20 protein-coding genes and 1 pseudogene are annotated in these 26,034 nt (G+C 37.6%); 6 read left to right on the top strand and 15 right to left on the bottom strand.

Annotation, left to right across the window (positions count from 1 at the left end; genetic code table 11):
- Positions 1-144 precede the first annotated feature (144 nt).
- Positions 145-939, bottom strand: coding sequence for a hypothetical protein (locus RCC89_02310; protein WMJ72009.1), 795 nt, complete (start codon positions 937-939; stop codon positions 145-147).
- A gap of 274 nt (positions 940-1,213) precedes the next feature.
- Positions 1,214-1,645: a hypothetical protein gene (locus tag RCC89_02305; protein ID WMJ72008.1), complete on the bottom strand. Its 432-nt coding sequence runs from the start codon at positions 1,643-1,645 to the stop codon at positions 1,214-1,216.
- 531 nt (positions 1,646-2,176) lie between these two features.
- Between RCC89_02305 and RCC89_02300 the strand changes: the two genes are divergently transcribed.
- Positions 2,177-2,875, top strand: a complete 699-nt coding sequence (locus RCC89_02300) for a cupin domain-containing protein (GenBank protein WMJ72007.1) — start codon at positions 2,177-2,179, stop codon at positions 2,873-2,875.
- 402 nt (positions 2,876-3,277) lie between these two features.
- On the opposite strand, the pseudogene RCC89_02295 reads toward RCC89_02300, so the two are convergent.
- Both RCC89_02295 and RCC89_02290 read right to left on the bottom strand, forming a co-directional pair.
- Positions 3,278-3,550 (bottom strand): annotated as a pseudogene (locus tag RCC89_02295) (type II toxin-antitoxin system RelE/ParE family toxin).
- A 117-nt stretch (positions 3,551-3,667) separates the two neighbouring features.
- Positions 3,668-3,805, bottom strand: coding sequence for a hypothetical protein (locus RCC89_02290; protein ID WMJ72006.1), 138 nt, complete (start codon positions 3,803-3,805; stop codon positions 3,668-3,670).
- A gap of 699 nt (positions 3,806-4,504) precedes the next feature.
- Here RCC89_02290 and RCC89_02285 point away from each other — a divergent pair.
- A complete protein-coding gene (locus RCC89_02285) occupies positions 4,505-5,488 on the top strand; it encodes a WG repeat-containing protein (GenBank protein ID WMJ72005.1) in 984 nt (327 codons plus the stop codon).
- Positions 5,489-5,785: 297 nt separating this feature from the next.
- Here RCC89_02285 and RCC89_02280 read toward each other — a convergent pair whose 3' ends face one another.
- From RCC89_02280 to RCC89_02270, 3 genes are read right to left on the bottom strand one after another with little or no spacing between them, the layout of a single operon-like run.
- On the bottom strand, positions 5,786-7,657 hold the full coding sequence (locus tag RCC89_02280) for a gliding motility-associated C-terminal domain-containing protein (protein ID WMJ72004.1): 1,872 nt from the start codon (positions 7,655-7,657) through the stop codon (positions 5,786-5,788).
- Between the two features lie 2 nt (positions 7,658-7,659).
- Positions 7,660-8,841 (bottom strand): gliding motility-associated C-terminal domain-containing protein, encoded by a 1,182-nt coding sequence (locus tag RCC89_02275; GenBank protein WMJ72003.1) that lies wholly within the window; start codon positions 8,839-8,841, stop codon positions 7,660-7,662.
- A complete protein-coding gene (locus tag RCC89_02270) occupies positions 8,838-9,410 on the bottom strand; it encodes a sigma-70 family RNA polymerase sigma factor (protein ID WMJ72002.1) in 573 nt (190 codons plus the stop codon). Before RCC89_02270 ends, RCC89_02275 begins: the two co-directional genes overlap by 4 nt.
- 127 nt (positions 9,411-9,537) lie before the next feature.
- Between RCC89_02270 and RCC89_02265 the strand changes: the two genes are divergently transcribed.
- Complete coding sequence (locus RCC89_02265; GenBank protein WMJ72001.1) at positions 9,538-10,425, top strand: PorP/SprF family type IX secretion system membrane protein; 888 nt, start codon at positions 9,538-9,540, stop codon at positions 10,423-10,425.
- 27 nt (positions 10,426-10,452) lie between these two features.
- Here the strand turns inward: RCC89_02265 and RCC89_02260 are convergent, their stop codons facing one another.
- A complete protein-coding gene (locus RCC89_02260; GenBank protein WMJ72000.1) occupies positions 10,453-11,313 on the bottom strand; it encodes an SDR family NAD(P)-dependent oxidoreductase in 861 nt (286 codons plus the stop codon).
- A 230-nt stretch (positions 11,314-11,543) separates the two neighbouring features.
- On the opposite strand from RCC89_02260, the gene RCC89_02255 reads away from it, so the two are divergent.
- Positions 11,544-12,149, top strand: a complete 606-nt coding sequence (locus RCC89_02255; protein ID WMJ71999.1) for a hypothetical protein — start codon at positions 11,544-11,546, stop codon at positions 12,147-12,149.
- 357 nt (positions 12,150-12,506) lie between these two features.
- On the opposite strand, the gene rho is transcribed toward RCC89_02255, so the two are convergent.
- The gene (rho, locus tag RCC89_02250) at positions 12,507-14,096 is read right to left on the bottom strand and encodes a transcription termination factor Rho (protein ID WMJ71998.1); all 1,590 of its coding nucleotides are present in this window, start codon (positions 14,094-14,096) and stop codon (positions 12,507-12,509) included.
- 383 nt (positions 14,097-14,479) lie between these two features.
- Here rho and serS point away from each other — a divergent pair, with 383 nt between their 5' ends.
- Positions 14,480-15,748, top strand: a complete 1,269-nt coding sequence (serS, locus tag RCC89_02245; GenBank protein ID WMJ71997.1) for a serine--tRNA ligase — start codon at positions 14,480-14,482, stop codon at positions 15,746-15,748.
- 100 nt (positions 15,749-15,848) lie between these two features.
- Here the strand turns inward: serS and polA are convergent, their stop codons facing one another.
- On the bottom strand, positions 15,849-18,656 hold the full coding sequence (polA, locus tag RCC89_02240; protein WMJ71996.1) for a DNA polymerase I: 2,808 nt from the start codon (positions 18,654-18,656) through the stop codon (positions 15,849-15,851).
- Positions 18,657-18,871: 215 nt separating this feature from the next.
- The gene (locus RCC89_02235) at positions 18,872-19,405 is read right to left on the bottom strand and encodes a gamma carbonic anhydrase family protein (GenBank protein ID WMJ71995.1); all 534 of its coding nucleotides are present in this window, start codon (positions 19,403-19,405) and stop codon (positions 18,872-18,874) included.
- A 53-nt stretch (positions 19,406-19,458) separates the two neighbouring features.
- On the opposite strand from RCC89_02235, the gene RCC89_02230 reads away from it, so the two are divergent.
- Positions 19,459-20,037, top strand: a complete 579-nt coding sequence (locus RCC89_02230; protein WMJ71994.1) for a hypothetical protein — start codon at positions 19,459-19,461, stop codon at positions 20,035-20,037.
- Between the two features lie 222 nt (positions 20,038-20,259).
- Here RCC89_02230 and RCC89_02225 read toward each other — a convergent pair whose 3' ends face one another.
- The 4 genes from RCC89_02225 to RCC89_02210 all read right to left on the bottom strand — a co-directional run bounded on the left by RCC89_02225 (position 20,260) and on the right by RCC89_02210 (position 26,034).
- On the bottom strand, positions 20,260-21,192 hold the full coding sequence (locus RCC89_02225; GenBank protein ID WMJ71993.1) for a DUF4380 domain-containing protein: 933 nt from the start codon (positions 21,190-21,192) through the stop codon (positions 20,260-20,262).
- 136 nt (positions 21,193-21,328) lie between these two features.
- On the bottom strand, positions 21,329-23,164 hold the full coding sequence (locus RCC89_02220; GenBank protein WMJ71992.1) for a tetratricopeptide repeat protein: 1,836 nt from the start codon (positions 23,162-23,164) through the stop codon (positions 21,329-21,331).
- A 376-nt stretch (positions 23,165-23,540) separates the two neighbouring features.
- Positions 23,541-25,157 carry an Ig-like domain-containing protein gene (locus RCC89_02215; protein ID WMJ71991.1) on the bottom strand — a complete coding sequence of 539 codons (1,617 nt, stop codon included), beginning with the start codon at positions 25,155-25,157 and terminating at the stop codon, positions 23,541-23,543.
- On the bottom strand, positions 25,150-26,034 hold the full coding sequence (locus tag RCC89_02210) for a class I SAM-dependent methyltransferase (GenBank protein WMJ71990.1): 885 nt from the start codon (positions 26,032-26,034) through the stop codon (positions 25,150-25,152). Before RCC89_02210 ends, RCC89_02215 begins: the two co-directional genes overlap by 8 nt.

Genomic DNA, 26,034 nt, shown 5'->3' with positions numbered 1-26,034 from the left:
ATACAACTTTTAAATATTTAGTGAAATAACCGCCACTTGATTTCAGGTAAGCGCTACTACACCTTTAACTAATTAATTATAAAATTCTTAAAATCATCCCTGTAACCTAAACATTCAGAATAAAAGATTTCAGAGAGCAAGCCGCTAATTATCCTCATCATCCTTTGCTACCGAAATGTTATTAAAATTGACCTGAACCCTAAGGTTAAAAGTCATTAAAAAATGTCTGGCCCGGAAATCAGGAGCATGGGACTCCCCTACCTGTTCATGCCCTCTCCCGTTATCTTTATCTATATAAACCCCTGAACTATACGAAAACTGATCAGGCTCGATCTGGGAATTTCGATAACTGATATTTCCGCCACGCTGTACATTAGTACTCAAAGACAATAGCACTCCACGCTTTACCTTAAAAGCTACGCCTATGCCCGCCATTGCATAAAGAGTGGCGCTTGTGTTAATTGATTCTTGATGAGAATATCCTTCGCAATCATCACTAAATCCCCTATAAGGATCCCTAGCCCTCCATAACGAGTAATGTATACCCAAACCTGCGCCTGCTTCTAAAAAAGGTTTAACAATAGCGCATAACCTGTCTGCCTGATATCTGATTACAGGGCCCACAAAAAAGTAGTTGTGCATATTTTCAATATTAGCTAAATCATGCACATAATTATCCCGAACATAAGGCACCATACTTCTCTTTGTCCTTCCATACCGGTTAAACGATGCAATTCCTCCAATAAAAAAAACATGGTTATAGGCATCCTTATTTATATAGGTATAATAACCTCCCGAAAATCCATGACTTCCAGTTATACCATTAGCCATATCCGATAAACCAAAACTATGAGCATACCCTAACTCGAGAAAATTTTGAGCACTAACCGGACGAAGGAACAAAAAAAGCAAGAACAAAAAAATATAAGGTTTACCCATTGAAATCCTTCCTACCATCGCCAAAACATGAAAAAACAGACATAGTCTCTAAAATACCCGTTAAACATGACATAAACAAGAAAGGAACGCTGCTACTGGCATTAATTTATAATGAATTCTATGGAATTGTGTGTGATTTTAATAACCAGTTTCTGAATTCACAGCAGAAAGAGTCATGCAATGAAGGAGAGATGATCTTCTGTTGGATAAAAGGGAAAAAAGAATCAATTATGAAGTTATACAGAAATATGAAAGGTTGAGGGGGAAGGAGGAATTATTTTACGGATCTTAGCAATTTTATTATTCCGCCACTAACTAAACCAGCCATAAAGTAGTACCCAAAACTCATGGCGGCGGTTTTAAAAGTCCGGGTTGAGTATTTTTCATTAAGTCCGGTCAGTGCAGGGATAAGTATAACACCAGCGCCGGCACCTGCACCAAGCATCAGACCAGTCAGCACCGGACGCTTAGATGTGCCGGTCAGAGAATAGTACAATGTATTGGAAATGATATCTGAGGCCAGTGCTAACCTGTAAAGGTTTTCTTTTTTTTCCGGAGCTTTTTTTCCTGCAATTTTCTTTATCGCCTGCATTCCCAATTTATCCACTTCTGGAGCGTTTTTAATGTTTTTTCTCAGTATTTCATGAACAGCCGTTAATGCTGTTGCTCCCGTCAGACCACCTGCTATTGATTTTATTGCTTCCATAAAACATCCTGTTTATCTAATCAACAGTTTGATTTTTATGAATGTTTATTCAAAAGGAAACACTCCGCTTTTAATGACTTTCAGGTAATTATTTTTTAGGATTACCTGAAAGTCTCTAGAAAGTAATAAGTTTTTTTTGTACGATAAAATGCTTTAAACTGCTTTTCTTATTAAATAGCGATATGTGCCATTGTTAGAAAATAAAGCGGCCATTGATGAAATTGCGTTAAGAACTTTATAAACATGGAGCGGCCAAAAAATTTGCTGTTTGAGCCCGACGCAAGGAGGGTGAGTTTCAAATTTTTTAGCGTAATGGTTATAAAGTTTAGCAAATTTCATCACAGGCCTTGACTTTTTTGCTTACTTTTTTTGTCTAAGAAAAAAAGTAAGGCCCTGCCGGCGAGGCAAAAAGTAACTTAGCGAGCCTAAGTAAGCTAATAATACATAAGATATCTAAGTGGGTAACCTATTATTTTTTTGAACCTTCAGGTCGCTTCTCTGTTACAGCTTCAATATCAGAAACAAAAACCAATGAAACATATGCAACAAAAAGTAAAAGGTTTTGAGTATGTTAAAGAGGCGTTTTTACAATATTCTGAATTGAAGAAATGTTTGTTGGTGCCTGTTCAGGGAAACCGTCTGGTAAAAGGGTGTTCATTTATAAAGAAAATTAGAATACCATCCCCTGATCATTATATTTTATTGTTTGCAGGACTGTTGTCAATGCTTTTTGCCACCTCCTGCGACCCTGTGGTGCATGGCGAGGAGCCTGCGCAAATGCGTGATACTCCGCCAGAGCAGGCAATCATTGTCCGTCCGGATGATGTGGTATGGCAAGAAGGGCCGGAATCTTTCGAGCCTGGTTCGGAGTTTGCGGTTTTGGAAGGTGACCCGGGAGATACGGGTGTTTTTAACATGCGCATAAAAATGCCTGATGGGTTCGTTATTGCCCCGCATACCCACCCAAATGTGGAAAGGGTAACCGTGTTAGCAGGCACTTTTAACCTCGGCCACGGTGAGACGTTGGACGAAGATGCCGCAGAAGCACTTGAGGCGGGAAGCTATTTTTCACTTCCGCCGGAGATGCCTCATTTTGCCATTGCAGAAAGAGAGACCATAATCCAATTAAAAACCATTGGGCCTTGGGTCATTAATTATATTAACCCTGAAGACGATCCAAGACTAAGGGAAGCACCAGCATCTTTGGCAGAACCTGCCGGTAAAAAATAAGCCTCCTAAGGAACGGGATAAACATTTATGGCCGGCTCACCGATGTGCAAAAGCAGAGGGGCTGGCTTTTTTATGCTGGTGGATTTTACTATCAGAATAATTGCCTTTTAGATTTCTAAGGGAATAACCTGGTATGGATTAGGTGGCTTTAGGCTCAGCTGCTGGAATGCACTTGCTTGCTATTCGTACTTCAATATGTCTGAATCAGAATTTTCAGGATTACAGAATTAACAGGATGGGGGCGGAGCTACGCACAATCTGTGGCAATTGGCTATTAGCTTTTCCCTGTTTTTCAATAGCAGGGGCAAAAGATGGATATCTTTATATTTTTTTTGTTCAGCTGCTGGTATGAGCTTGTAACTCGTACCTTTAATATATAACAAATCCGGGAGGTATGGAGGTTTATTTGGGTATGCCTTTAAGCAGTTCTTTTAATTCTTTATCAGAGAGGTTATCTTTTTCTGATTTATCGTAAATAGAAAGTAGATATACGTTTTTCTCACTGATGACGAAATTAGTGATAACCCGTGCACCCCCAGACTTTCCTTTTCCTTTAGAGGCAATGGGAATACGTATTTTGTAACAATTATTTCCAAGAGCTGTACCCTTTACCGGATTTTCTTTAAGCTCCTGAACAAGAGCCAACAGGTCATTTTTAAGGGTGATGTGTTTTTTTGCAAGCCTTTTAGCCTACCTTTCAAAAACACCAATCGTCTTAATATTATAGCTCATTTAAAAAATCGTCTGCATTCCTAGCTTTCTTTTTACCTTCCCTGATTAGCTTCATTTCTTTTACCGCTTCGCTAACTCCTCCATCATCTGGGCCTTAGGCTCTGTAAGAGGTTTTGCCTTTACATAGTCGGAAAGGTTGTTAAACAGCTCCATTACAAACTCTGCTTTACTATCTTTTATATCAAGCAATACTTTCATATCAATTAGCCATTTATAATGTTACGACCTAATGCCTGCTTTGTTTTTATGAAAATCCCATTATGGTGCCACTAAAGACATAAATTGTTTTATGGCATATTTTTACCGCCTTTCTAAAAATTCATTAAAGCATCACATGTATGAGTTAAATATGAATATTGAACAAAAATAGATGATAAAAAGGTCAAAAGCAATTTATTAAAACACGTCCATTAAGTAGTAAATGTTTGAAGACAAGTCATTTAGAAAACGTACCAACTTAGCCGTAGGTTAAGCACTACCGATCCTACGACCAACAATTAATAGAACATCCGCTCGCACACAACATAGCTGTATCCGACAAAACCCACCGGCATTATTTGTCTGAATCAGAATTTTCAGGGATTAAAGAATTAACAGGATGGGGACAGAGCTTTTTTGCTGGTGGCGTCGTGCCTTTTCTTACGTACTGCAACTCAATGGGGGCAATGCTTTTTCGGTTTGTGAGGACACAAGCCGGTGTGGCAGATTTTTTCAAATAGACTCCGCAAACCTTAATGGATTTAAGGGTTTATTCTGGTTCATAGATTTATCTAGGACGAATTAAAAATCGCAGAATTGAGGATAAACATGAAGTAGTTTTCTACAATAAGGATTGATTTGTACATATTATTAATCTATGTTTGATAAAACTAAGCAATTATTGATATATATTTAAGTATGGCTTTGTTTGAAATAAAAGTAAAAGGGAAATCTGGTTTTATAAATAAACATGGGGATCTAGTTATACAACCACAGTTTGAAAAAGCATTGAAATTCAGTGATGGGCTTGCTTTTGCATCTGTTAAAGTTGACAATAAGGAGTTAGCCGGCTTTATCAATGAGTCGGGTGAGTGGGTAATAGAACCTGTTTACTCAGGTTTACCTCTATACAATATGTTTCCTTCTGTTTATTTTTCTCAAGGCTATGCTCCTGTAAAGTTGCCTGATAATAAAAAGAAGTTTTTTATTGATAAGAATGGGGATCCTATCACAGACCCAATCTATGAAAATGCTTTTCCATTTTCTGAAAGCAGAGCTTTAGTAAAACGCAATGGCTTATATGGATATATAGATTTATTAGGAAAGGAAATTACACCTTGTCAATTTGGTGAGCCTCCATTAGACCCTATGGATTGTCGGTTTTCAGAAGGTTTGGCACTTGCAAGGTTTGGTAATGAAGATGAAGGAAATTTGCATTACATCGATTCACAAGGAAAAGCGGTAATTGAGGGGCCATTTATTAAGGCTAATCCATTTTCGGAAGGGTTCGCAATGGTAACTGGGGAAGGGGATTTTGGTGAATATTACTTTATAAATAAAGAAGGAGAGATTCCGTTTGAACAGGTTTCTTTACAGTCAACTTCATTTTCAGAAGGCTTGGCAGGTGTATATGATCCGGAAATGGAATGTATTGGTTTTATAAGTTCTTCAGGTGATTGGGTCATCAAACCTCAATTTGAATATGCGCTCTGGTTTTCCGAGGGTCTTTCCCTTGTCCAACATTTTGGATCCAAAAAGAAAGGGTTTATTAATCCACAAGGTGAGCTTATCATTAAACATATTGATATTGCTTTACCATTTTGCAATGGCCTTGCTTATGTCCATAAAAATAAACAAAAAGGGTATATCAATACTAAAGGGGAATTTGTGTGGACAGAGTAACAGCGATCATTGAAATCTTATGGTGGTAAGTTATGCGTTAGCGATCCTACGACCAACAATTAATAGAGCGGCCACTCGCACACAAAATAGCTGTCTCCGGAAAAACCCTCCGGGAATTATTTGTCTGAATCAGAATTTTCAGGATTATAGAATTAACAGGAGGGGGGCGGAACTTCTGACAATCTGTGGCAATTTACAACCCGTACTACCAAACAAAGACGCAGCCTGTGGCTACCAAATTTGAATTTAACCCTTATACGCTACAGCCTCCAGCTACAGCACTACAAACCAAGCCCATTATTTAATTACCGAAACATGTGAAACGGTATTCCCATTGATGATAATGGCATACAAACCCGAACGCACAATACTGCCCATATTATCAGTACCATCCCATTCCGTAGGGGTTTGTAGCTCCTTTACCAAAACACCTTGTTTATTGTAAATTTTGGCTATTCCGGGAGTGCTGATGTAATAAGTATCACTAATACCATCACCATTAGGCGAAAAGGCTTGATCGCAATTTGATGGACGGGGCACTGATATGTAGTTTCTCAGGTTAACTTCACAACTTGCGTTATCTGTAATAATCAAGTCATACACACCTTCACTCACATCTACGATATTATCTGAGGAGGTAAATAAATCATTTGAATTTCTTCTTTTTAGTGTAAACTGAAAGGATCTTACCTCTTCATTGTCCGGTTGAATGATAACTGAAGATGCTTCATTGCAGCCATGTTCTTCAATATGATACGAAGGTGCTACATTTTTTTCCCAGCTTTGGTCAATTACTGCATATGCTTCACTAAAATCCAATGTCACAGTATCATAAAAAGTACCTGCATACCACCAAGTGTTAATGGTTTCTTGGTTTACCCTAGGCCCTTCTAAACCACCACGATTCTCCCATCTATGACAACCTAGTTCATTCGACTTACACCCGTCTGTATTGACCAAAGGGTCTCCGTCTACTGTTTGCCCATCTTCTATCAAAGAATCATCCCAGTACAAAAGAGGCTTTTTTACTCCTTCTGGACGTATCATTTGAACTTTTATGCCATGTTTATTATGCTCCACGTCATACAATAGGAAGTTAGTCAGGCCATGACGAAAATCAGAGAACACTTGAAACTCTTGATCTGCCAGAGGTCTTCCTGACAAATCCAGCCCATCCCATTCTATACAGCCCGCACCTCCGCCTTTTACTTCTTTGAAAAAATAAAAATCTGTATCACTGTCAAATACGCCATTCTGGTTTAAATCAATAAACCCTTCTACATGGCCACTAATGTCTGATTCATACTCAATACAAAAATCGCTCCCAGGACAAGACTGCTTATTGATTTTACTTTGATACTTAAAGTTAAATTGTTGCGTTGGAAAAAGTTTTTCATCAGGAGGATTTAAAAATACATCATATTCCGGCAAAAGATGCTTACCCATTCGGGACTTTCGGTCTTCAAAGAAATCGCCAGAATCTGTAGTACCTTTAGAGTTTACAAAAAAAGCAAAAGTAAATGGCTGAATCCGGTTAAGGTCAACTTCATAAACCACTCCATTTTCAGTATAAGGATAAACTTTACCAAAATATTCATTTTCTTGCGATTCTGTCGTCAACTGCCACTCTTTGCAATGTAACCTGCCTGGAACGATTTGTCCATCTGCATTGGCTACAGATATATCAAATAAATAAAGGTATGCTTCTTCTTCAGGTTTATCAGAAAGGTCAAACTCCAACACATAATTTCCGGTTTCTTCTGGCTCAAAATACAGGGCATCATATCCTTGCTCCGAAAATCGCTTTGGTCCGGCCACAGCTTCTTCCCAAGTGTTTATACAACCCTGACCTTCGTCTTGCATAATACCTTCCACTACCACAATGCCAGAAGGCGAAACCCACCTGTACGGAATTTCCAAAAAGCCACCTTCTTTCCGCCTGTTATTAAACCCAAAGTATACCACTTCATCAGTAGCGCCAACCTTAACCTTAATTTGCTGTTCATCTGGTGCTCCATACTGACCGAACGTTGTGTACTGATGGTGATTAATTAAAATAGGCGCACCATAGTGTTCCTTTTCAGGACGCATTTCTTTGGTACCCTCAGCAAAAACATTCATGCCAAAGAACAGCAAAAAGCTTGTCATTATGAGTTTATAATTTACCATTTCTATCTCATTATGGTAATAGAACCTTGCTCTGTTTTACCGTCCATATATTCTAAAATAAAAATATAATATCCTGAAGAAACAGCTCTTCCGCTCAGGTCATTGCCATCCCATTCATCAACTCCTCCATTGCCTACCCTAGATTGATAAACCAAAGCGCCAGTTTTAGAAAACACTTTAAAGGTGGCAGAAGCATTGTCTTTTACTGGCACCTTAATAGAGTATTCCCTTGATGGAGCAAATGTTAAATCTAAATTATTCCGGCAGTCTTTCTCTGATACCTCTATGTCTTCTGCCAAAAGACTAACGCATCCATTTGCGTCTTTTACATAAATGCTATAGTTACCAGCATGTAAATAAGCAAAATTCCCATAATCTTTGAAAGCAGACGTATCATTTAAACTAAAGTGGTAAGGCGATTTGCCACCGGTCAAACTTGTTGATACAATTTCAATTTCTCCAGAATTTTCTCCACTACAAGTTTCCTTAACCTCCACCCTGCCAGAAATGTCTATAGACGCACAAAGATCTACCTCTTCTTGGCTTACTGATTCTTTTGGCGAGCCTTCAGTACTTAAAGTATCCTCCATTTTTTGATGTCCCGTGGTATCGATATCAGAATTGTTTGAGGGTTCAGCTATATTCGTCACTTCTTCAATGGTGGCTTTTGCTATAGTATCAACAGGTTGATTTTTAGATTTACTGATAGATGTTATACTATCCACCGTATGCTTTTTAACCTCTACTAAAAGATGCGGACTTTCTTCTACAGGTCCATTTACTGAATTTATACTCCCTCTAGTCTCAAGATCTTCCAATATAGTTTTCAGATCGTGGTATTGCATTGTTTTTATAGGGGCACCCCCACTACTATCTGTGATTGTTTCACCGCTACCTAAATATACATAAGCCCCCAAACCCAATAAGGTAATGAGAAGAGGAAGAAAAAATCTGGTATACTTGAAGCCAGAAGGCTTATTACGTAAATCTTTACGCATTTGCTCTTTAAGTTCCATTAATTCACTGCCAATAATCATTTGATTGGCAATACGCTGCGCCTCAACTTCTAAGGAGAAATCCGGGTCGGAATCAAGCCTTTGTTCAAAAGTTTTCTTTTCCTCTTCGGACATTCTTCCATTTAAGTAATTGTCTATATCTTCAGTATGTTGATACCTAGGGTTCATGATCTAAATAATTCCATTACACTTTGGTTATTCTTTACCAGCTTTACCAGCTTCTGCTTGCACCTATAATTATAGGTTTTGGCAACATTTTCACTTGAAAAACCCATCTTTGCACAAATCTCTTTCATGCTCAATTTTTCATAAGTGGAATACCTCAGAAGTTTTCTACAATCTTTATCAATTTTTCCCAGCATTTCAGAAATGGCCGAAGATTTTTCTTTGGTTATCAGATCTTTTAAAACATTATTGTCATCAAACACATCTGTATCAGCTAACATCCTCGACATCCGACTCTTTCTTTTTGCCCGATTAATCCAAAGATTCTTGGCAACAGTAAAGATAAATCCACCTATTTCATATTTCTCATTGAACTTTCCCATTTTTACTTGATTATAAAACACCAAAACAGCGTCCTGAAAAATATCCTTAGCCTCCTCCTCGTCCCCACTGTTTTTGATTATATAATTAAGTACATTGGGAAGAACAGTTTTATATAACCTAGCCAATACAAACTGATTATTGCCCGACTTAATAGCGTCAATTATTTCTTTTCCATCAGTGTTTTGCATTTCCTCTAGCACTTTCCTTCAATACATTCAGAAAGCTTTGTTGTAAACAATAATTTATTATTTCTTTTCAAAATGAATTGCATTATTTATGTAAAATTTTAAATTTTACAGATACTGAGGTCGATAAATGCTAAAAAACACCCTATTCTTACTGTTTTTAAAGTTATGGCTCATAAACCATTATGGACATGCGCAGCATTTTTCAGATTATGCAGACAAGTTCAATTTATTTTATAAAAATTATCCTTTAATAAACCCAGCTAGTATTGGAGCAAACACCAATCTAGGCATTCATTCTGGTTACAGAACGCTAACGGGGGTCTTTTCTCAAGTCAATACTTATTACACCAGCGCGAATGCCAACGTAAATGTATCTGAGAACGGCCAAAAGCATGTTTTAGGTCTTACCCTTTTTGGAGATAAAGAAGGAGAATACTTTAGAAGGTCTCGCAGCTATTTGAATTACGCTTTTCATTTAGAACTATCAGAAAATACGTTTATATCCGCAGGCACATCTTTAGGTTTTGTAAGTTATAATTATAGAAGCTCTACCGCAGGCGTTAGTGGCAGTGATATTTCTTTTACCGGAAATACTGGTTTATGGCTTTACGGTGACAATTTTCACTTTGGCGCTTCTATTAATGACTTTCCCAATGCTACCCTAAGACCCATTGATGAGGAAACTACACTCTTCCGCCACTATCTCTTCACTGGTGATTACACCTTTACGCTCAACCATCAATTAAAAATTATGCCAATGGCAGCTATTACTTTAGCGAGTCAAAACTACTATTCCATAAATTCCGGCCTTGTATTTATAATGCAGGACAAGTTATCTGCTGGCACTATGTACAGACTTCATCAAGGTTATGTATTCTTAGTAGGTTTAGAAGATATAGATTTATTTTCAGGAAACTTTAACCTTACCTTTTCATATATGGTTTCTCAAGCCCAATCAGTAAATATTCCAGCAAACACCATTGAACTGGCATTAAATTTTTTAATAGCAAAATAAATAGGGGCCGAAGGCCCCGAAAATTTTTTAAACTGTGTACGTCTGCTCTGGCTCTACTTCATGCTTTAGCATGAGTTTACCTTTTGGGTTCTCTTTAACTTCGTCGGAAGCTTTTTCGCCTACCAAGCCAGTAGTTAGAGTCATGGCACCATCGACTTTGTACAAACTACCTGTAACAAAAGTAGCTTCTTCAGAAGCTAGAAAAGCATACACATTAGCCGCTTCTTCTGCCGTTCCCTTGCGTCCGAAAACAGTGCCGTTCTTCATTTGTTTATTTAACTCTTCATTCATAGCACCTTTTTCTGGGCTAGTCATTTCTGTAGTTATTGGTCCTGGGCAAACCACATTGGCACGTATGCCATTAGGGCCTTCTTCCACCGCTACAGATTTAACAAATGCATGTATAAAAGCTTTTGTTCCTGCATAAGAAGCTGACTGTGGCAAGCCATCTATACCAGCCACAGAGCCAGATGCTACTATGCTTCCTTTAGACTTTCTCAATTCCGGCAGAGCTGCCTTAATGGTATAATAAGTACTTCTGATATTAGCGTGGATCAAGTTTTCAAAATTCTCGTCCTCATACGCTGCCAACGGACTGTATTCTGGCAATATACTCGCATTAGAAATTAACACATCTAACTTGCCAAACCTGTCTATGGCTGCTTCTACAACTTCTTTAGCCTCTTTTTTATTTCCAAGGTCTTTGATCAACCCAATAGCTTCTGCCTTATAATCCTCTCTAATTTCATCAACAACTTCCTTAACAGGGTCATCAGACAGACCTACTATAATAATTTTACCACCTTCAGAAGCGATCTTTTTAGCAACCGCCTCACCAATACCTGTAGCACCTCCTGTAACAATAGCCACTTTTCCTTCAAATCTCATACTTTCCTATATTTTCTATCCTTTATAAAAATTACCCTGTGAGATAGATATATGTTTATATATGCAGTAAGGGCATTCCTTTTGATGGTTATAAAGGAAAAGCGAACATGAACTGCAGAACAGAAAAGTATAAGAGCAAAACATAAAGTGCTGCTTGATAAAGCTATATTATACTAAATGGATTAATATTAAAAATATGGTATATTGATTTTATAAAACCTAAACACTTTATGAAACCTTCCATTATTTTCATCGCATTACTCCTTATAAACACGAGCTGTATAAGTTTCTTATCAGAAGAAGAGATAAAAGAATTGGAAGAAAAACAGGAAAAAGCTGAAAATTCTGTTAAACAATGGATTCAAAAATATGCCTTATATCCTAAAAGTTATGAGGAAATAGCATTTGATCATTTTCAAGAAGGTTATACTTCACGAAAAGGTAAAAAAGTCCCTGACTCAGAAACTTATGTAATCTGGCATAAACATAAACTGCTCACTAGAGATAGCATACCTTCTACTTTTTCAGGGTACTTTTTAATGGAAAATGACTTTTACATTACTCTAATTGAAGAAAAAAGGAGCAATGCTATTGCAGGAGGTTTTCCTCCAAAAGTAAATGATTGGATGGAAAAATTGGGAAGAGAGCTAAATTACAATGATACTTTAGAACTTAACCAAAGACAACAAATAGTAACTGAAAAAAGCCGTATGGAAATAAAGCGAATTATTGAAAACATTGATACATATGAAATTATAAATAATAATGAAAATAAACCAGAAAAAGGTAGCGAATCAGAAGCTAAAGAAAGACTTAAAGAAGTTATACAAGATTAATGAAAGTTTCCAGATGTCTCATTTTAGAATATAAAACCGATACAATTCATTAATAATAAAAAAGGGCCGGAGGGCCCGAAAAAATTTTTTTGAACAGTGTACGTCTGCTCTGGCTTTACTTCATTCTTAAGTATGAGTTTATCTTTAGGGTATTCCTTAACTTCGTCGCAAGCTTTTTCACCTACCAAGCCTGTATGTCATTTCACCCTCAACTTTGTACAAACTCCCTGTAACAAAGGTTGCTTCTTCAGAAGCTATTATTAAACATATCACCTTTCTAGAACAAGAAAATTTGATACCAAAAAAAGGAGCAAATCTCTCTGCTCCTTTTGTATACTATTATAAGTTTATGCTCATTTAATTGTTCATGGAAACCAAAAACTCTGAATTGTCTTTGGTGTTTTTCATTCTGTCTATCAAAAATTCCATAGCTTCCATAGATGTCATATCTGACATAAACTTTCTGAGGATCCAAACTCTTGAAAGCTCGTCTTTGTCCATCAACAGGTCTTCTCTTCTAGTACCAGAAGCAGGAACGTCGATAGCAGGGTAAACCCTCTTGTTAGAAAGTTTTCTATCTAGTTGAAGCTCCATGTTACCAGTACCCTTAAATTCTTCAAAGATAACCTCGTCCATTTTAGAACCGGTTTCAATAAGGGCAGTGGCTATAATAGTCAATGAACCTCCATGCTCGACATTTCTAGCCGCTCCGAAAAACCTTTTAGGTTTATGCAAGGCATTGGCATCAACACCACCAGAAAGTATTTTTCCTGAAGAAGGTACAACTGTGTTATAAGCCCTGGCAAGCCTGGTAATAGAGTCTAGCAGGACAACAACATCATGTCCACACTCTACCATTCTTTTTGCTTTTTCCAAAACAATGCTGGCAATCTTCACATGTCTGTCTGCTGTTTCATCAAAAGTAGATGAGATAACTTCAGCCTTAACATTTCTGGCCATATCAGTTACTTCTTCCGGTCTCTCATCGATCAAAAGGATCATTAAATGAACTTCTGGATGATTTTCTGCAATTGCGTTGGCAATTTCTTTCAGAAGAACTGTTTTACCAGTCTTTGGCTGGGCTACAATCATACCTCTTTGACCTTTACCTATAGGGGCAAAAAGATCCAGTATACGGGTAGAAAGTTGATTGTTGCGTGTGCTTAAGTTTAATCTTTCATTAGGGAAAAGTGGGGTAAGGTATTCAAAAGGTATGCGGTCACGAATTTCTTCTGTAGTCTTTCCGTTAACACTTTCAACCCTTAACAAGGCGAAATATTTTTCTCCTTCTTTTGGAGGTCTTATCTGCCCTTTTACTGTATCTCCGGTTTTTAAGTTAAATAACTTGATTTGAGAAGGAGAAACATAAATATCATCAGGGCTGGCGAGGAAATTATAATCTGCAGAGCGAAGGAAACCGTATCCATCCTGCATAATTTCCAGAACACCTGAGTTAACTATAATACCATCAAATTCACGAATGCTTGCATTTTGCTGTGCGGATGAAGAATTGCGACGCCCCCTACTTGACCCCGATGATGCTTCCCTGATTTCTTTCTGCTCCTTCTCGCCAGTAGGTTCTTTACTGGTTGGGTTTTCCTTTTCTTTCTCTTTTGCCTTAGGTTTGATGTCTTCGTCTCCATTACCATTTTCAGCAGCCAAGATATCTGCATCAGAAGGATCCATTTGTTTTACATTCACCCTTTTCACCCGCGGTCTCCTAACTCTTTCTTCGCCTGCTTCTTGGGTAACCTCTTGGCGTGCTTTTGTAGCTGTTCTGGTTTTTTTCTCTGGGATTTGGCTCTCTGGCATCACAGCCTGCTGATCGAGTATCTTATAAATAAGATCTTTCTTCTGTAACTTTTTATAATTATCAATCCCCATTTCCTCAGCTATCTCCTTCAGCTCGGATAATAGCCGCACTTCTAATTCTTCAATGTTATACATAAATGAATATATAATAGTATTACTATAAATCTTCCGGATTTAAAAATAAAATACACGACGCAATGATCTTACGCCCCGATAAGATTAAAATTTGATTTCAGTAAGGTTATGTTTAAAACTAAAAAGAAATGAACTTGTTTAGATTAAGCTCAAAAATTGTTATTGGTAATGCAATATTAAATCAAGTATTTATAAGAAACAAATTTTAAATTTAATTTGTCAACATCTGTTTCTATTACGGATTAAAACCTTTGATGTTTTATATGTAGGCATAATCTTTTTTTAACTAAAAAAATTCATTTGTTTTAGTCCTATTTTTAAAAAATAACGGTATTTGTTTCGAAAAAATATAATTTTGCACCATTATCTGAAGATCATATATTATGTTATTAGTCTCTGAAATAAAAGAAAATACCGCAGCAGTTTTAGCAGGCCTACGGAAAAAAAATTTCCAGCAAGCCGAAGAAATCACTCAAAAAGTCATAGAAGTTGATAAACAGCGCAGAGAAACCCAACATGAGTTGGATGCTGTTCTTGCTAACTCTAAGTCAATTTCCAAAAAAATAGGCCTTCTGATGAAGGAAGGAAAAAAAGATGAAGCTGAAAAGATTAAGCAAGAAACAACAGAATTAAAAAATAAGGCCAAAACGCTAGGCGATAAGCTGAACACTTACGAAACAGAACTTCATGAACTATTGGTACTTTTGCCAAACCTACCCCATGAATCAGTTCCAGCAGGCAAAAGTGCAGAAGATAATGTCACTGAATTTCAAGTAGAAAATCTCCCAGAACTTTCTGAAGGTGCATTGCCTCATTGGGATCTTATCAAAAAATACGATATCATAGATTTTGAGCTAGGAAATAAAGTGAGTGGCGCCGGTTTCCCTTTTTATAAAGGTAAAGGTGCAAGATTACAAAGGGCCATTATCAGCTATTGCTTGGATAAGGCAGAAGAAGCTGGTTATGTAGAAATACAAGCGCCTGTTGTCATAAACCCAGATTCTGGTTTTGGAACTGGTCAACTACCTGACAAGGATGGCCAAATGTACCACATGGAGGCTGATAATCAATATTTAATACCTACGGCTGAAGTTCCTATTACCAACATGTACCGCGATGTGATTTTGAAAGAAAATGATCTTCCCGTTAAACATGCAGGGCATACACCATGCTTTCGCCGTGAAGCTGGTTCATGGGGCGCAGATGTTAGAGGGTTAAACCGTTTGCATCAATTTGACAAAGTGGAAATTGTACAGATCACCCTTCCGGAAAAGTCGTACGAAGTTCTTGAAGAAATGAAAAACCATGTACAAGGTTTACTGAAAAGCCTAAACCTGCCTTATAGGATATTAAGACTTTGTGGAGGAGATTTAAGTTTTACTTCTGCCCTTACATTTGATTTTGAAGTTTACTCCGCCGCACAAAAAAGGTGGCTGGAAGTAAGCTCTGTAAGTAATTTTGAGACTTATCAGTCAAATCGTTTGAAACTTAGATATAAATCTGAAGGTAAAACTAAGCTATTGCATACCTTAAATGGAAGTGCGCTCGCACTGCCAAGAATTGTAGCTGCTCTACTAGAAAACAACCAAACTCCGGACGGAATTAAAATTCCTGAGGTATTGGTTCCTTATACAGGATTTGATAAAATATAAAAAAAGGCGGTTATACCGCCTTTTTTTCTTAAATCTGTTGAGCCGATAAATTAAGAAAAAAGTTACTCTCAACTCATTTATTGTTCTCTTTTCCCTCTTCTTAATGTGCTTTTAACCAATTATCTCCTACACCCATACCCACTTCTAAGGGTACTTCCATGCTAATGGCATTTTGCATAAAATATTCCACCTTCTGCTTTACATAATCCACTTCATCTTTATATACGTCAAAGACAAGTTCATCATGCACTTGCATGACCATTTTAGATTGTAGCTTTTCTTTCTTCAGCCATTCATGGATATTGACCATGGCTACTTTGATCATATCTGCCGCACTTCCCTGAATAGGTGCATTGATCGCGTTCCTTTCTGCATAGCCCCTCATAGTCATGTTACGAGAGTTAATATCACGCAAATACCGTCTTCTGCCCAAGATCGTTTCAACATATTGATGTTCACGGGCAAAATTTACCACCTCATCCATATACGATTTTATGGCAGGAAATTCCGTAAAGTAAGCATCGATAATATCAGCAGCCTCTTTCCTTGGTATGTTCAAACGCTGTGAAAGACCAAAAGGAGAAATGCCGTATATAATACCAAAGTTGACCATTTTAGCTTTCCGACGCATTTCAGAAGTAACCTCTTCCTGAGAGACTTTGTACACTTTACTTGCTGTCGTCGTATGAATATCCCTTCCTTGCCTAAAAGCTTCCACCATATTGGCTTCTTTACTAAAGGAAGCCATAATTCGCAGTTCTATCTGAGAGTAGTCAGCCGCAAGTATCAAAAAATCATCATTTCTTGGCACAAAAGCTTTTCTTATTTCCCTACCCCTGTCTGTCCTAATAGGAATGTTCTGCAAGTTAGGGTTGGTAGAGCTCAAACGTCCGGTAGCGGCCACTGCCTGGTTGTAAGATGTATGAATCCTTCCATCGCGCGGACTGATCAACAGCGGAAGCGCATCTACATAAGTGCTCTTCAACTTTTGAAGCTCACGGTATTCTAAAATTTGACGTGCAATGGTATGCTCTTCTGCCAGTTTAGAAAGTACCTCCTCGCCTGTGGCATACTGACCTGACTTCTTGGTCTTTTTTGCTTTAGGATCAATTTTTAACTTGTCGAAAAGTATCTCTCCAAGTTGCTTTGGAGAAGCTATGTTAAACTCTGCCCCAGCCTCTTCATAGATCAACTTTTCAATGGCAGAAACTTCTTTTTCCAAGACTTCAGAAAATTCTTTTAATGCGTCTTTGTCAATTTTTACACCGGCACATTCCATTTCTGCCAATACAGAAAGCAAAGGAATTTCAACCTCATCAAAAAGCTTCCTAGTACCTTGCTCTTTCAACAAGGGTTCCAACTGTTGTTTGAGACAAAAGGTAATATCAGCATCCTCAGCAGCATAGGCAGCAACTTTGTCTACCGGTATATCCTTCATGTTCTTCTGCCTCACGCCTTTCTTTCCTATCAAAGATTCTATTGAAACAGGGACATAGTTAAGATAAGCTTCAGCCAACAAATCCATACTGTGCCTCATGTCAGGTTCGATCAGGTAATGGGCCAACATAGTATCAAACAAAGTCCCAGCCACGTGAACTCCATATTTTTCCAAGACAATAAGGTCATACTTTAGGTTCTGGCCAATTTTCACAATTTCTTTGTTTTCAAAAAATGGCTTAAACCTATCAATAACCTGCTTGGCCTGATCTCTCTCCAAAGGCACTGGTACATAGTAAGCTTCTTGTGCGCGGTATGAAAAGGCGATTCCGATCATCTCCGCCTCATAAGCCTCAAGTCCAGTAGTCTCTGTATCAAAACTGACTTCTTTCTGCAATAGCAAATACTCCAAAAGCTGCTCTTGAAGTTCAGGGGTATCCATTAAATGGTAATCATGGACAACCGTATCAATGGTATCTTTAGCTGTTACTACTTCCTCTTCCGTTTTAGTTTCTTCGGCAGTATCAGCAAACAAAGACATCTGATTACCTTCGGACTTAGTAGACCTAACCGGTTTTTTTTCCGTTTCTCCTCCATCACCTAGTATCCTTTTTCGAAGGGTACGAAATTCCAACTCATCGCAAAAAGCACCCACTTTTTCTTCGTCTGGCCCTTTATACCGAAAAACCTCTTCATCAAATGTAACAGGTACTTCTGTATAGATGGTGGCAAGTTCTTTGGACAAAACACCTTGAGCGCCATGCTCTATAATCCTTTCTTTCAACTTACCTTTTAAGGATTCTGCATTGTCAATCAAATTTTCCACATTTCCAAACTCCTTTATAAGCTTCTGTGCGGTTTTCTCCCCTACACCCGGTATTCCAGGTATGTTGTCACTAGCGTCGCCCTGAAGGCCTAAAATATCCCTTACCTGATCAACTTTTTCTACATTAAACCTTTCTAAAACCCGGTTTACATCATATACCTCTACCCCATTGCCCATATAAGATGGTTTATATAGAAATACGCAGTCATTCACAAGCTGACAATAATCTTTGTCCATGGTCATCATATATACCTGAAAACCCTCCTTACAAGCCATTTTAGATAAAGTCCCTATGACATCATCGGCTTCATATCCATCTATACCAAGCAAAGGAATGTTAAAGCAATCCAAGAGTTTTTTCACGTATGGAATGGCTATAGAGATATCTTCGGGTTGCTCCTGACGATTGGCTTTATACTCTTTAAAGTTTTCATGCCTGAAAGTGGGAGCCGCCGTATCTATTGCCACTCCAATATGACTAGGCTTTTCTTTAAATAAAACCTCAAGCAATGAATTGGTAAATCCAAAAATAGCACTTGTGTTGATGCCAGTAGAAGTTATACGGGGGTTCTTACTGAATGCAAAATGCGCACGGTATATCAACGCCATTGCATCAATTAAAAACAATTTTTTTTCCTGTTCCATCTAGTAAATTATATATTCTTGAAAAGGGGGAGAAAATTAACAAATAAAAATGGCAAAGCCATTCATTATGTAAGAAACAAGATGAATGGCCTTATGGTGCATTAAATCTGAAATATGCAATAGAACTTTCTATTACGTAGCAAAATAACTTCAAATCAGCCGCTTCGCTCACATATCGCATAATTCAGGTTAAAAAAGTCAATAATTACAAGCGGCTACTTTCCTTTGTTGTCTTCTTCTTTAAACCATCCGGAGTACATGACATAATTTCCAGCTATCCTTCCTATCAGTCCTTCCATATGCTCCTGCCCTACTTCCTTCACTTTTTTGGCAGGAACACCCGCATAAATGCTTCCTGGCTCCACTATGGTATTTTCTAAAACAACCGCACCGGCCGCAATCAGAGAGTTTTTTCCAATAACTGCATGATCCATGACAATAGCACCCATTCCGATCAAGACATTGTCTTCTATAGTGCATCCGTGAACAATAGCATTATGGCCTATAGAAACATTGTTTCCAATATTTGTAGGTGCTGTTTCATAAGTACAATGGATTACCGCCCCATCCTGGACATTTACCCGGTCACCCATTTTTATATAATGAACGTCACCACGCACAACTGAATTGAACCAAAAAGAACACTCATCTCCTGTTTCTACTTCTCCTACAATGGTGGCATTGTCAGCTATATAAACATTTTTACCTACTAAAGGCTTTTTACCACGTACTTCTCTAATAATGGCCATAAGTTTTGGATTTTATTATCCAATAAACTTAATAAAGATAAGTTATACAATCAATGAAGAAATTCTTTATCTTATTTATATTATCCACTATAAATGTAATCTCTTACGGGCAAAATTTTGAGATAGGTACTGGCATACAATTTATCAGCTTTAGAGGAGCAGATGTGACAAGCCCGGTTTATGAGCCTGTAGTTGAAGACCGTTTTATTTTTAACGCGATGGTCTCAGCCCATATACCCATACATTCACCCAACAATGAAATAGTCTTTGGCTTTAATCCCGGACTGTCTATGGGTTCTTTGTCCGCAACGGTCGCTACAGATATTCCCCTATTATTAACAGCCAGATATGGCGCAGGATCGTCGGACAAATCAAGTAGAACTTTTGGGTTCGGAATGGGAGCTGGTGCTTTTCTTAGCTTCATAAATAGTTGGATCAATAACATGCGACCTGTGCCTTATTCTTTTGCCTATGTTACACCTATTATTACTGGTGAACTCGCATATTTACCAAAGTCGGGTAGGTTATTTAGGCTAAGAGGCGAGTACACCCCATTGAGCCTCTTCAGGTCAGATGAAACTTTTCAAGGTCTTATCACTCAACTAAACATTAGGTTGATACGGGACTTTTAACCTGAAATATATAATGATGGCTATATAAAAATTAGGTTAATAAGCTTCTATATAAAAGCACAAAGATTTTACTTGAGTCAAAAGAAGTTTTCAGCGGAACTTATTAGGTGAGGTATATGCTGTCGTTAGAAAAAAAGAGCCATTAATGAAGCAATGCTCTCGCATTCTGCTTATGAATTTTCAGCAGGTACATAAAAAAACCGGTAAAAACCGGCTTTTTATTTATTCAACTATGTTTCTGACAAAATCTAACAATGCCTGATTACTTGATTCTCCTGAAATATGATCGGGCAGCTCTCTCAAGTACCATCGCACAGTCCATGTGGTTGAGGCATCTGGCGCCAAGGTTTCATAAGCTCCTTGTTGCTCAATTTCTATATATGTCCTGTCTGGATTGGCATAAATTTCAATTTCACCTTCTTCTGGTGCGGTTTCCTCTGGAGAGATATCTTTAAATTTTTTAACCAAAATGTAGTTTCCGTTTACTTGTGCCATCCACCCTTCTGAGCCATCAGCAAGCAATTTAGGAACGCCGGTAGGTATTTTCTCCACATCATACTCAAACCAGGTAACCCCTAGCGTATCTTTCATCAAAGGTACCAGATCCCCCCTTTTTTCCCCTTCTCCTGTAGGATAGAAAGTGAGGCCACCAGGTGCTACCCTACTGATTTCCCAAGGGGCAACAGAAAGATCCTCCCCTGATTCGTTGGTCATGGTGTAATTGATTATAAAACTTGTATCAGCCTCTGAAGCTTCAAACTCTTTGGTTAGGAGAATTCCTTGTTGCTCATCTTTTTTACTGGTAAGCCTAAGCACGTCTCCATCTTTTTCAAAAGTGTAAGGATCTTTATCAATTTGTTCAGATGGTGGCCATCCCCATGCGCTTTGAGGTGCAGGCCAAAAAGTAGACCCCCAGTTGTCTTCATTGATCTCAGGCCCTGTTAAAAAGTTCTTGCCATTTATGGTCAATGAAGCAATTCTACCTCCCACCTCTGGATCTAAGTCAAGAGATTGGTTGTGCATCCTTAATGAATAATTGATTTCCTCTGGTAAATCTTCTTCAACTGCTTTATTAGAGGCTTCTTCTTGTTGGCCATTGCAAGCAACAAAAAAACCTCCGATCAGCAACATTGAACACAAATTGTTAATTTTCATATTTATTTGTTTTGTACATGAACGTAAAGCTAACTTGCTTTAAATATTAAAAATAGAGAGTAAATTTTATAAATCATAAATAAAAAAACCGGCGAAGCCGGAAATTTTATTTTTTTCAATACACACTATCAGCACACTAAATTTTATCACCACGCATTTTCCTAATACGCTTTCTTGCTTCCACTGTATAAATACTTCCTGGGTATTTAATCAACAAATCCTGGTACAGTTCTGTCGCTTTGTCTTTATCAGAAAATTTCTCCTCCATCATTTCTGCCATCATAAATAAAGCATCATCTCCCAAAATATCAAATCCATGGTTTGTGTATATATATTCCAGCGCTTCATAAGCCTTTTCATGCTGACCGGTCTTTTTGTATATGCGGGCTTTCTGCATATAAATCTCATCCGTAAGAGAATGGTCAGGGAAATCCTTTAGCATCTGGTTTAACCTATCAATGGCTTTATCATTTTTATCTTGGAACAATAGCAAATCTACTGCTGCATACTCCCTCATCGCTTCATCTGTAGTATCGAGGGCCACATTGTCCTGTATCAAAATACTTAATTCCATGGCATCGTTGGCAATTTCCCTACTCGTTGCATTTTTCAAAATATCCAAATGGGCCTGCGCTAACTCAAATTCCCCTTTATAATAAGCTAGTTTAGCATTCTTAAATTTTGCCAAATGACCTAACTGATCATCTTTCTGCGCTTTTTCCACCTGTGAATACATTAAACTTGCTTCCCAAGGCTCTCCATCCAACAAGTAAATATCTGCTAAATCCATTTTTGCCTGGGCCAGGAACTTCCTGTCGTTTTTTCCTCTAGCTATAACATCTTCTAATAAAACTATAGCCGTATCCCTCCTGTCCATATAGAACGCATATAACAAGGCCATTCTACGTATAGCGTCAAAAGTATGCAGGTTCTTGCCCATTTCTTCCACCAGCGCATCATACTCCGTCAAAAGTATTTTGATTTGATCATGGTCTACAGGATAAGAGTTTTTGATCAACTCCTCTCTGGCATTTAATAAATACCTTCTGGCAAGCGAATACTGAACACCACTTTTATATTCATTGGTAACATATTCAAAATACTTAATAGCGCTTTTGTAATCTTTATTCTCAAATGCAATTTTACCAACATCTATCAGTTTACTTCCCCCTCCTTTCTGACGTTTATCAATAGCTTTGGCCTGCATAAAAGCTTTGTTGAAATTCTTATTCTGCATATGCAACCACAACAATAGCTCGTTGTATGCTATTTCGCCTGCTTCTTTTTGCACCCACTCATAAAGCTTTGTTTCGAGTACCTGCATTTTCTCCTCCTCATCCAGCAAATTTTGAAAGGTGTTCTTTACATCATTGACAGCAGAAGGCTTATACTTAACGAGCGACAATAACTCTTCTACAAGTTCACTGGTTTTATTTTGTAGATCATAAACAGAAGCCAATTCCATGGCATACCCCACATGATCAGAAAGAGCTTTTCTAGAGGCAAGATAAAGTTCAACAGTTTGGTTTAGCATGTCCTTCCGTGAAAGGTAATCGCCAACAAGTTTTACAGCCGATTCATCATCTTTAATATCATCCACTATACGCCCCCATTCTTTCTCTGATTTATCCACACCATCTTGTTCAACTTTAACAAGATAGTAGTCAATGCGATAAATATGATTGTCAGGATATGCTTTAACAGACTTCTTTAGAAACTTTTCTGCATCCGACAATTCCCCCAACTGGTGCAAACTTTGAAGGTACTTGCTGTAAATAAAAGGGATATTGTCTTTTTTTCTAGCTAATTTTTCATAAATGTCTTTAGCTTTTTCAAATTCCCCATCATGGAAATATGCGTCAGCCAGGTCCGCGTCCCCGGGCTGCGCAACCCCTTTAAATATTATTATAAAAAAAAATAAACAAAAAAGAAGATTCCGGGTTAGTAAAGTTTTAAACAGATATCTCCTCATTTAAATAATAGTTAAATTTTTAAAATTTTATTTTATTCTTCTTTATTATGGTGTGCATAAGTTGAAAAGTCAGTTTATATACATCTTGTTTTTTTAAGAAGTTTATAAAACAGAGGTTATTCAGCTATTATGCACATGCTAGGTTTTTGTACGTTGCTTGAATATTAGCAATTTAAAATAATTGTTAACATTCAAGCTCATTTTTAAACAATTTGTAAAGTTTTTGGTTAATGTGGGAATCTGCTTGATAAACTATTAATTATTCTTTTTTCTTCACATTAACCAGGCCCTGAAAATGTGTATAACCTGACCTGTATTTATATCCAGAACTAAAACTTATTTTGTTACCAGTCTAATTAACATTAATTGTGGATAATTATTGCCCTTTTTTGGCGCTTACATCGAACACTATATCCCTTATTTCCCAATTAGCACGCACATTGATGGTCTCTCGATAGAATATAACCGGTTCAGGCTGTCTTTGTTCTAATAAATTACCACTATCCCACCTTTGGTTGGCATTTAAGTCTTGAATGTATCTTAACTGATATTGACCAGGCTCTAGGAAAGGGAAATTAAAAGTAGTAGCGTTAATGACTCTAGTTATTACCTGATGTCTGGTATTGAGCAATTCTAAAATAAAATTCTCATCTTCCGTTTCGACCCTGCCACTGATAAGCCCAAGCTCATCTCCATTGTAGGGAGTGAACTTTGCTTGACGGCTTGCACTCGTGTCACCAGTCACGTTTATGAAGGATTGTGCGTGAAGTTCTAGAATAATGGAATCTCGGAAGCTTTCAATATTGTCGAATATTAAAATATTTCTATATTGGTTAAATGAATATTGTTGATTATCAATAGGTATATCTAATGTATCTATTGATAAATTTATACTATCATGCAATACAGAAACAACGGGCTTAGAAAACAAAATTTCTATAAAAGGTTCGTTTGGGTTCAATTTATTATTTGTTGGCTTAATATTTCGTATTACCTCTTCTTTAAGCTTTTTTGTTCTTGTGTCAAAGGCCACTCTTACCGTGTCCCTTAAAACATTCAAGCTAGAGTCAGTTGCTACCACACCTAAATCAAGACTGTCGTCATGTTGCACTGTATTGTACAAGGTAAATGTTTTTCCTTCTTCCCCTGGGTTATAATATAAGGTATGTGCAGTATCCTCCAGTAAGGTCAGCTCCAACGATTCTAAACCTCTATCAAAAACGATTCTTATATTATTATCGATAGATGTCGTGCTACTGATATTCGGAGGAGTAGTTATGAACTTTGCGACAGATAAATTTACCCCACTTTGGTTTACATTTAAATCTAAATTTTTTTTGAACGCAATTCTTTCGCTTTCTTTTTCATACAACATGTTGTTGGATTCATCTTCCAGCGCATATATATCGTAATGGCCATTTTTAATATTTGTGATCCTATACCTTCCATTGTTATCTGTTTTTGATAAATATACAGGTCTAGAGTTAGTGATATCGTTTGTATCCCCTGCATGGTATAGTGAAACATTGATATCAGGAAGTGGTTGGTTAGTCAAGAGATCTTTTACGGTACCTTCTACGATAATGGAATCCAAATATGGTCCCGTGCTAAAGGCAAACTGAAGATTTTCTGCTACATTGTTTTCTGTAACGTCCCTTATCGCTTCTCTAAAGTTGAAAGTGTATGTGGTGTTTTCCTCAAACGGTTCTTCAAAGTCCAGGGTAAGTACATTCCTTCTGACATGGGCTTCATATTCTATTTCTGTCAGGGGAGTAATCATTAAATTGTTTTGGATGTTTTGTAAATTAATGGCTTCATCAAAAACAATTTCCATATGTTGCTCTCTAAAGTTTATTTCATTTTGCTGGGGAGTCTGTTGCACAATCTTAGGAGGAGTTTCATCAACGGGTCCACCTGTTGGAGGTTGTACGTTAGCACATCCGTAAAGGATTAAGTAAACGATTGTACAAATGGCTACTTTTATATTACGCATTTTGACTCTTTTTAATGATATAAATCAGACTTGAATATTTACTTTTGCCTGCTTTTAGGTTAGACAGCATTCCATTGATAACGGCTTTGATTAGCCCTACTGATCCTGTTCGTTTATATTTTTCACTAATCATGGATACATAAAATGAATCGAAGTACATGGGTTTAATATCCGTTATTTCCAATCCTTCCGATTTCATTAGGTATTCCATGCTTTCAGGAACGAAATGGTATAGGTGTCTTGGTACATCATATGCTGCCCATTTTTCCTTATAAACTTTGGCATCGTACGATTGGCAGTTTGGTACTGCTACTATAAGCGTTCCTTGGTCTGCCAACAAACTTTTTACTTTGGCCATACTTTTCTTCAGCTCATGTATATGTTCAAGTACATGCCATAGGGTTATTATTTCATAGCTTCTATTAGGAACACTGAACAGGTTTGGATAAATGGAGCTATTGGTATTTTTTGCTGCAATTTCCGCTGCCTTGGCATCGGGTTCTGTTCCTGTTATCTCCCACCCTTCCTTTTTACAAGCTGCCAAGAAGTATCCAGTTCCGCAGCCTATGTCCAGTACGGCCCCTTTATCAGAAAGCCTATTGATCAAATTGGTTTTACCTTTTAGGGTAAACTTCCTTACTTGGTGATATAAAAAGTTGATCAGTCCTTTATTAGAATCAGAGTGAGATACATATTCCTCCGATTTGTAATATCTCCCTATTTCGCTTTCTGGGGGTCTAGGGTTTGTAAAGATCAGTCCACATTTCGTGCATTTTACTAATTGAAACCTTTCCTTGGTAATGCTATAATCCCGCAGTTTTAAGTAATCTGTAAACGTTGTGCCCGTACACGACGGGCATTGGTTCAGTGTTTCCAT

The sequence above is a fragment of the Cytophagaceae bacterium ABcell3 genome (genome assembly GCA_030913385.1).
Classification (GTDB): Bacteria; Bacteroidota; Bacteroidia; order Cytophagales; family Cytophagaceae; genus ABcell3.
This window is presented reverse-complemented; position numbering and strand designations above follow the sequence as displayed.

Excerpts from the sequence above, each read along its gene's own strand:
- RCC89_02310 (WMJ72009.1), bottom strand. The coding sequence starts at position 939 with ATGGGTAAACCTTATATTTTTTTGTTCTTGCTTTTTTTGTTCCTTCGT.
- RCC89_02305 (WMJ72008.1), bottom strand. The coding sequence starts at position 1,645 with ATGGAAGCAATAAAATCAATAGCAGGTGGTCTGACGGGAGCAACAGCA.
- RCC89_02300 (WMJ72007.1), top strand. The coding sequence starts at position 2,177 with ATGAAACATATGCAACAAAAAGTAAAAGGTTTTGAGTATGTTAAAGAG.
- RCC89_02290 (WMJ72006.1), bottom strand. The coding sequence starts at position 3,805 with ATGAAAGTATTGCTTGATATAAAAGATAGTAAAGCAGAGTTTGTAATG.
- RCC89_02285 (WMJ72005.1), top strand. The coding sequence starts at position 4,505 with ATGGCTTTGTTTGAAATAAAAGTAAAAGGGAAATCTGGTTTTATAAAT.
- RCC89_02280 (WMJ72004.1), bottom strand. The coding sequence starts at position 7,657 with ATGGTAAATTATAAACTCATAATGACAAGCTTTTTGCTGTTCTTTGGC.
- RCC89_02275 (WMJ72003.1), bottom strand. The coding sequence starts at position 8,841 with ATGAACCCTAGGTATCAACATACTGAAGATATAGACAATTACTTAAAT.
- RCC89_02270 (WMJ72002.1), bottom strand. The coding sequence starts at position 9,410 with ATGCAAAACACTGATGGAAAAGAAATAATTGACGCTATTAAGTCGGGC.
- RCC89_02265 (WMJ72001.1), top strand. The coding sequence starts at position 9,538 with ATGCTAAAAAACACCCTATTCTTACTGTTTTTAAAGTTATGGCTCATA.
- RCC89_02260 (WMJ72000.1), bottom strand. The coding sequence starts at position 11,313 with ATGAGATTTGAAGGAAAAGTGGCTATTGTTACAGGAGGTGCTACAGGT.
- RCC89_02255 (WMJ71999.1), top strand. The coding sequence starts at position 11,544 with ATGAAACCTTCCATTATTTTCATCGCATTACTCCTTATAAACACGAGC.
- rho (WMJ71998.1), bottom strand. The coding sequence starts at position 14,096 with ATGTATAACATTGAAGAATTAGAAGTGCGGCTATTATCCGAGCTGAAG.
- serS (WMJ71997.1), top strand. The coding sequence starts at position 14,480 with ATGTTATTAGTCTCTGAAATAAAAGAAAATACCGCAGCAGTTTTAGCA.
- polA (WMJ71996.1), bottom strand. The coding sequence starts at position 18,656 with ATGGAACAGGAAAAAAAATTGTTTTTAATTGATGCAATGGCGTTGATA.
- RCC89_02235 (WMJ71995.1), bottom strand. The coding sequence starts at position 19,405 with ATGGCCATTATTAGAGAAGTACGTGGTAAAAAGCCTTTAGTAGGTAAA.
- RCC89_02230 (WMJ71994.1), top strand. The coding sequence starts at position 19,459 with ATGAAGAAATTCTTTATCTTATTTATATTATCCACTATAAATGTAATC.
- RCC89_02225 (WMJ71993.1), bottom strand. The coding sequence starts at position 21,192 with ATGAAAATTAACAATTTGTGTTCAATGTTGCTGATCGGAGGTTTTTTT.
- RCC89_02220 (WMJ71992.1), bottom strand. The coding sequence starts at position 23,164 with ATGAGGAGATATCTGTTTAAAACTTTACTAACCCGGAATCTTCTTTTT.
- RCC89_02215 (WMJ71991.1), bottom strand. The coding sequence starts at position 25,157 with ATGCGTAATATAAAAGTAGCCATTTGTACAATCGTTTACTTAATCCTT.
- RCC89_02210 (WMJ71990.1), bottom strand. The coding sequence starts at position 26,034 with ATGGAAACACTGAACCAATGCCCGTCGTGTACGGGCACAACGTTTACA.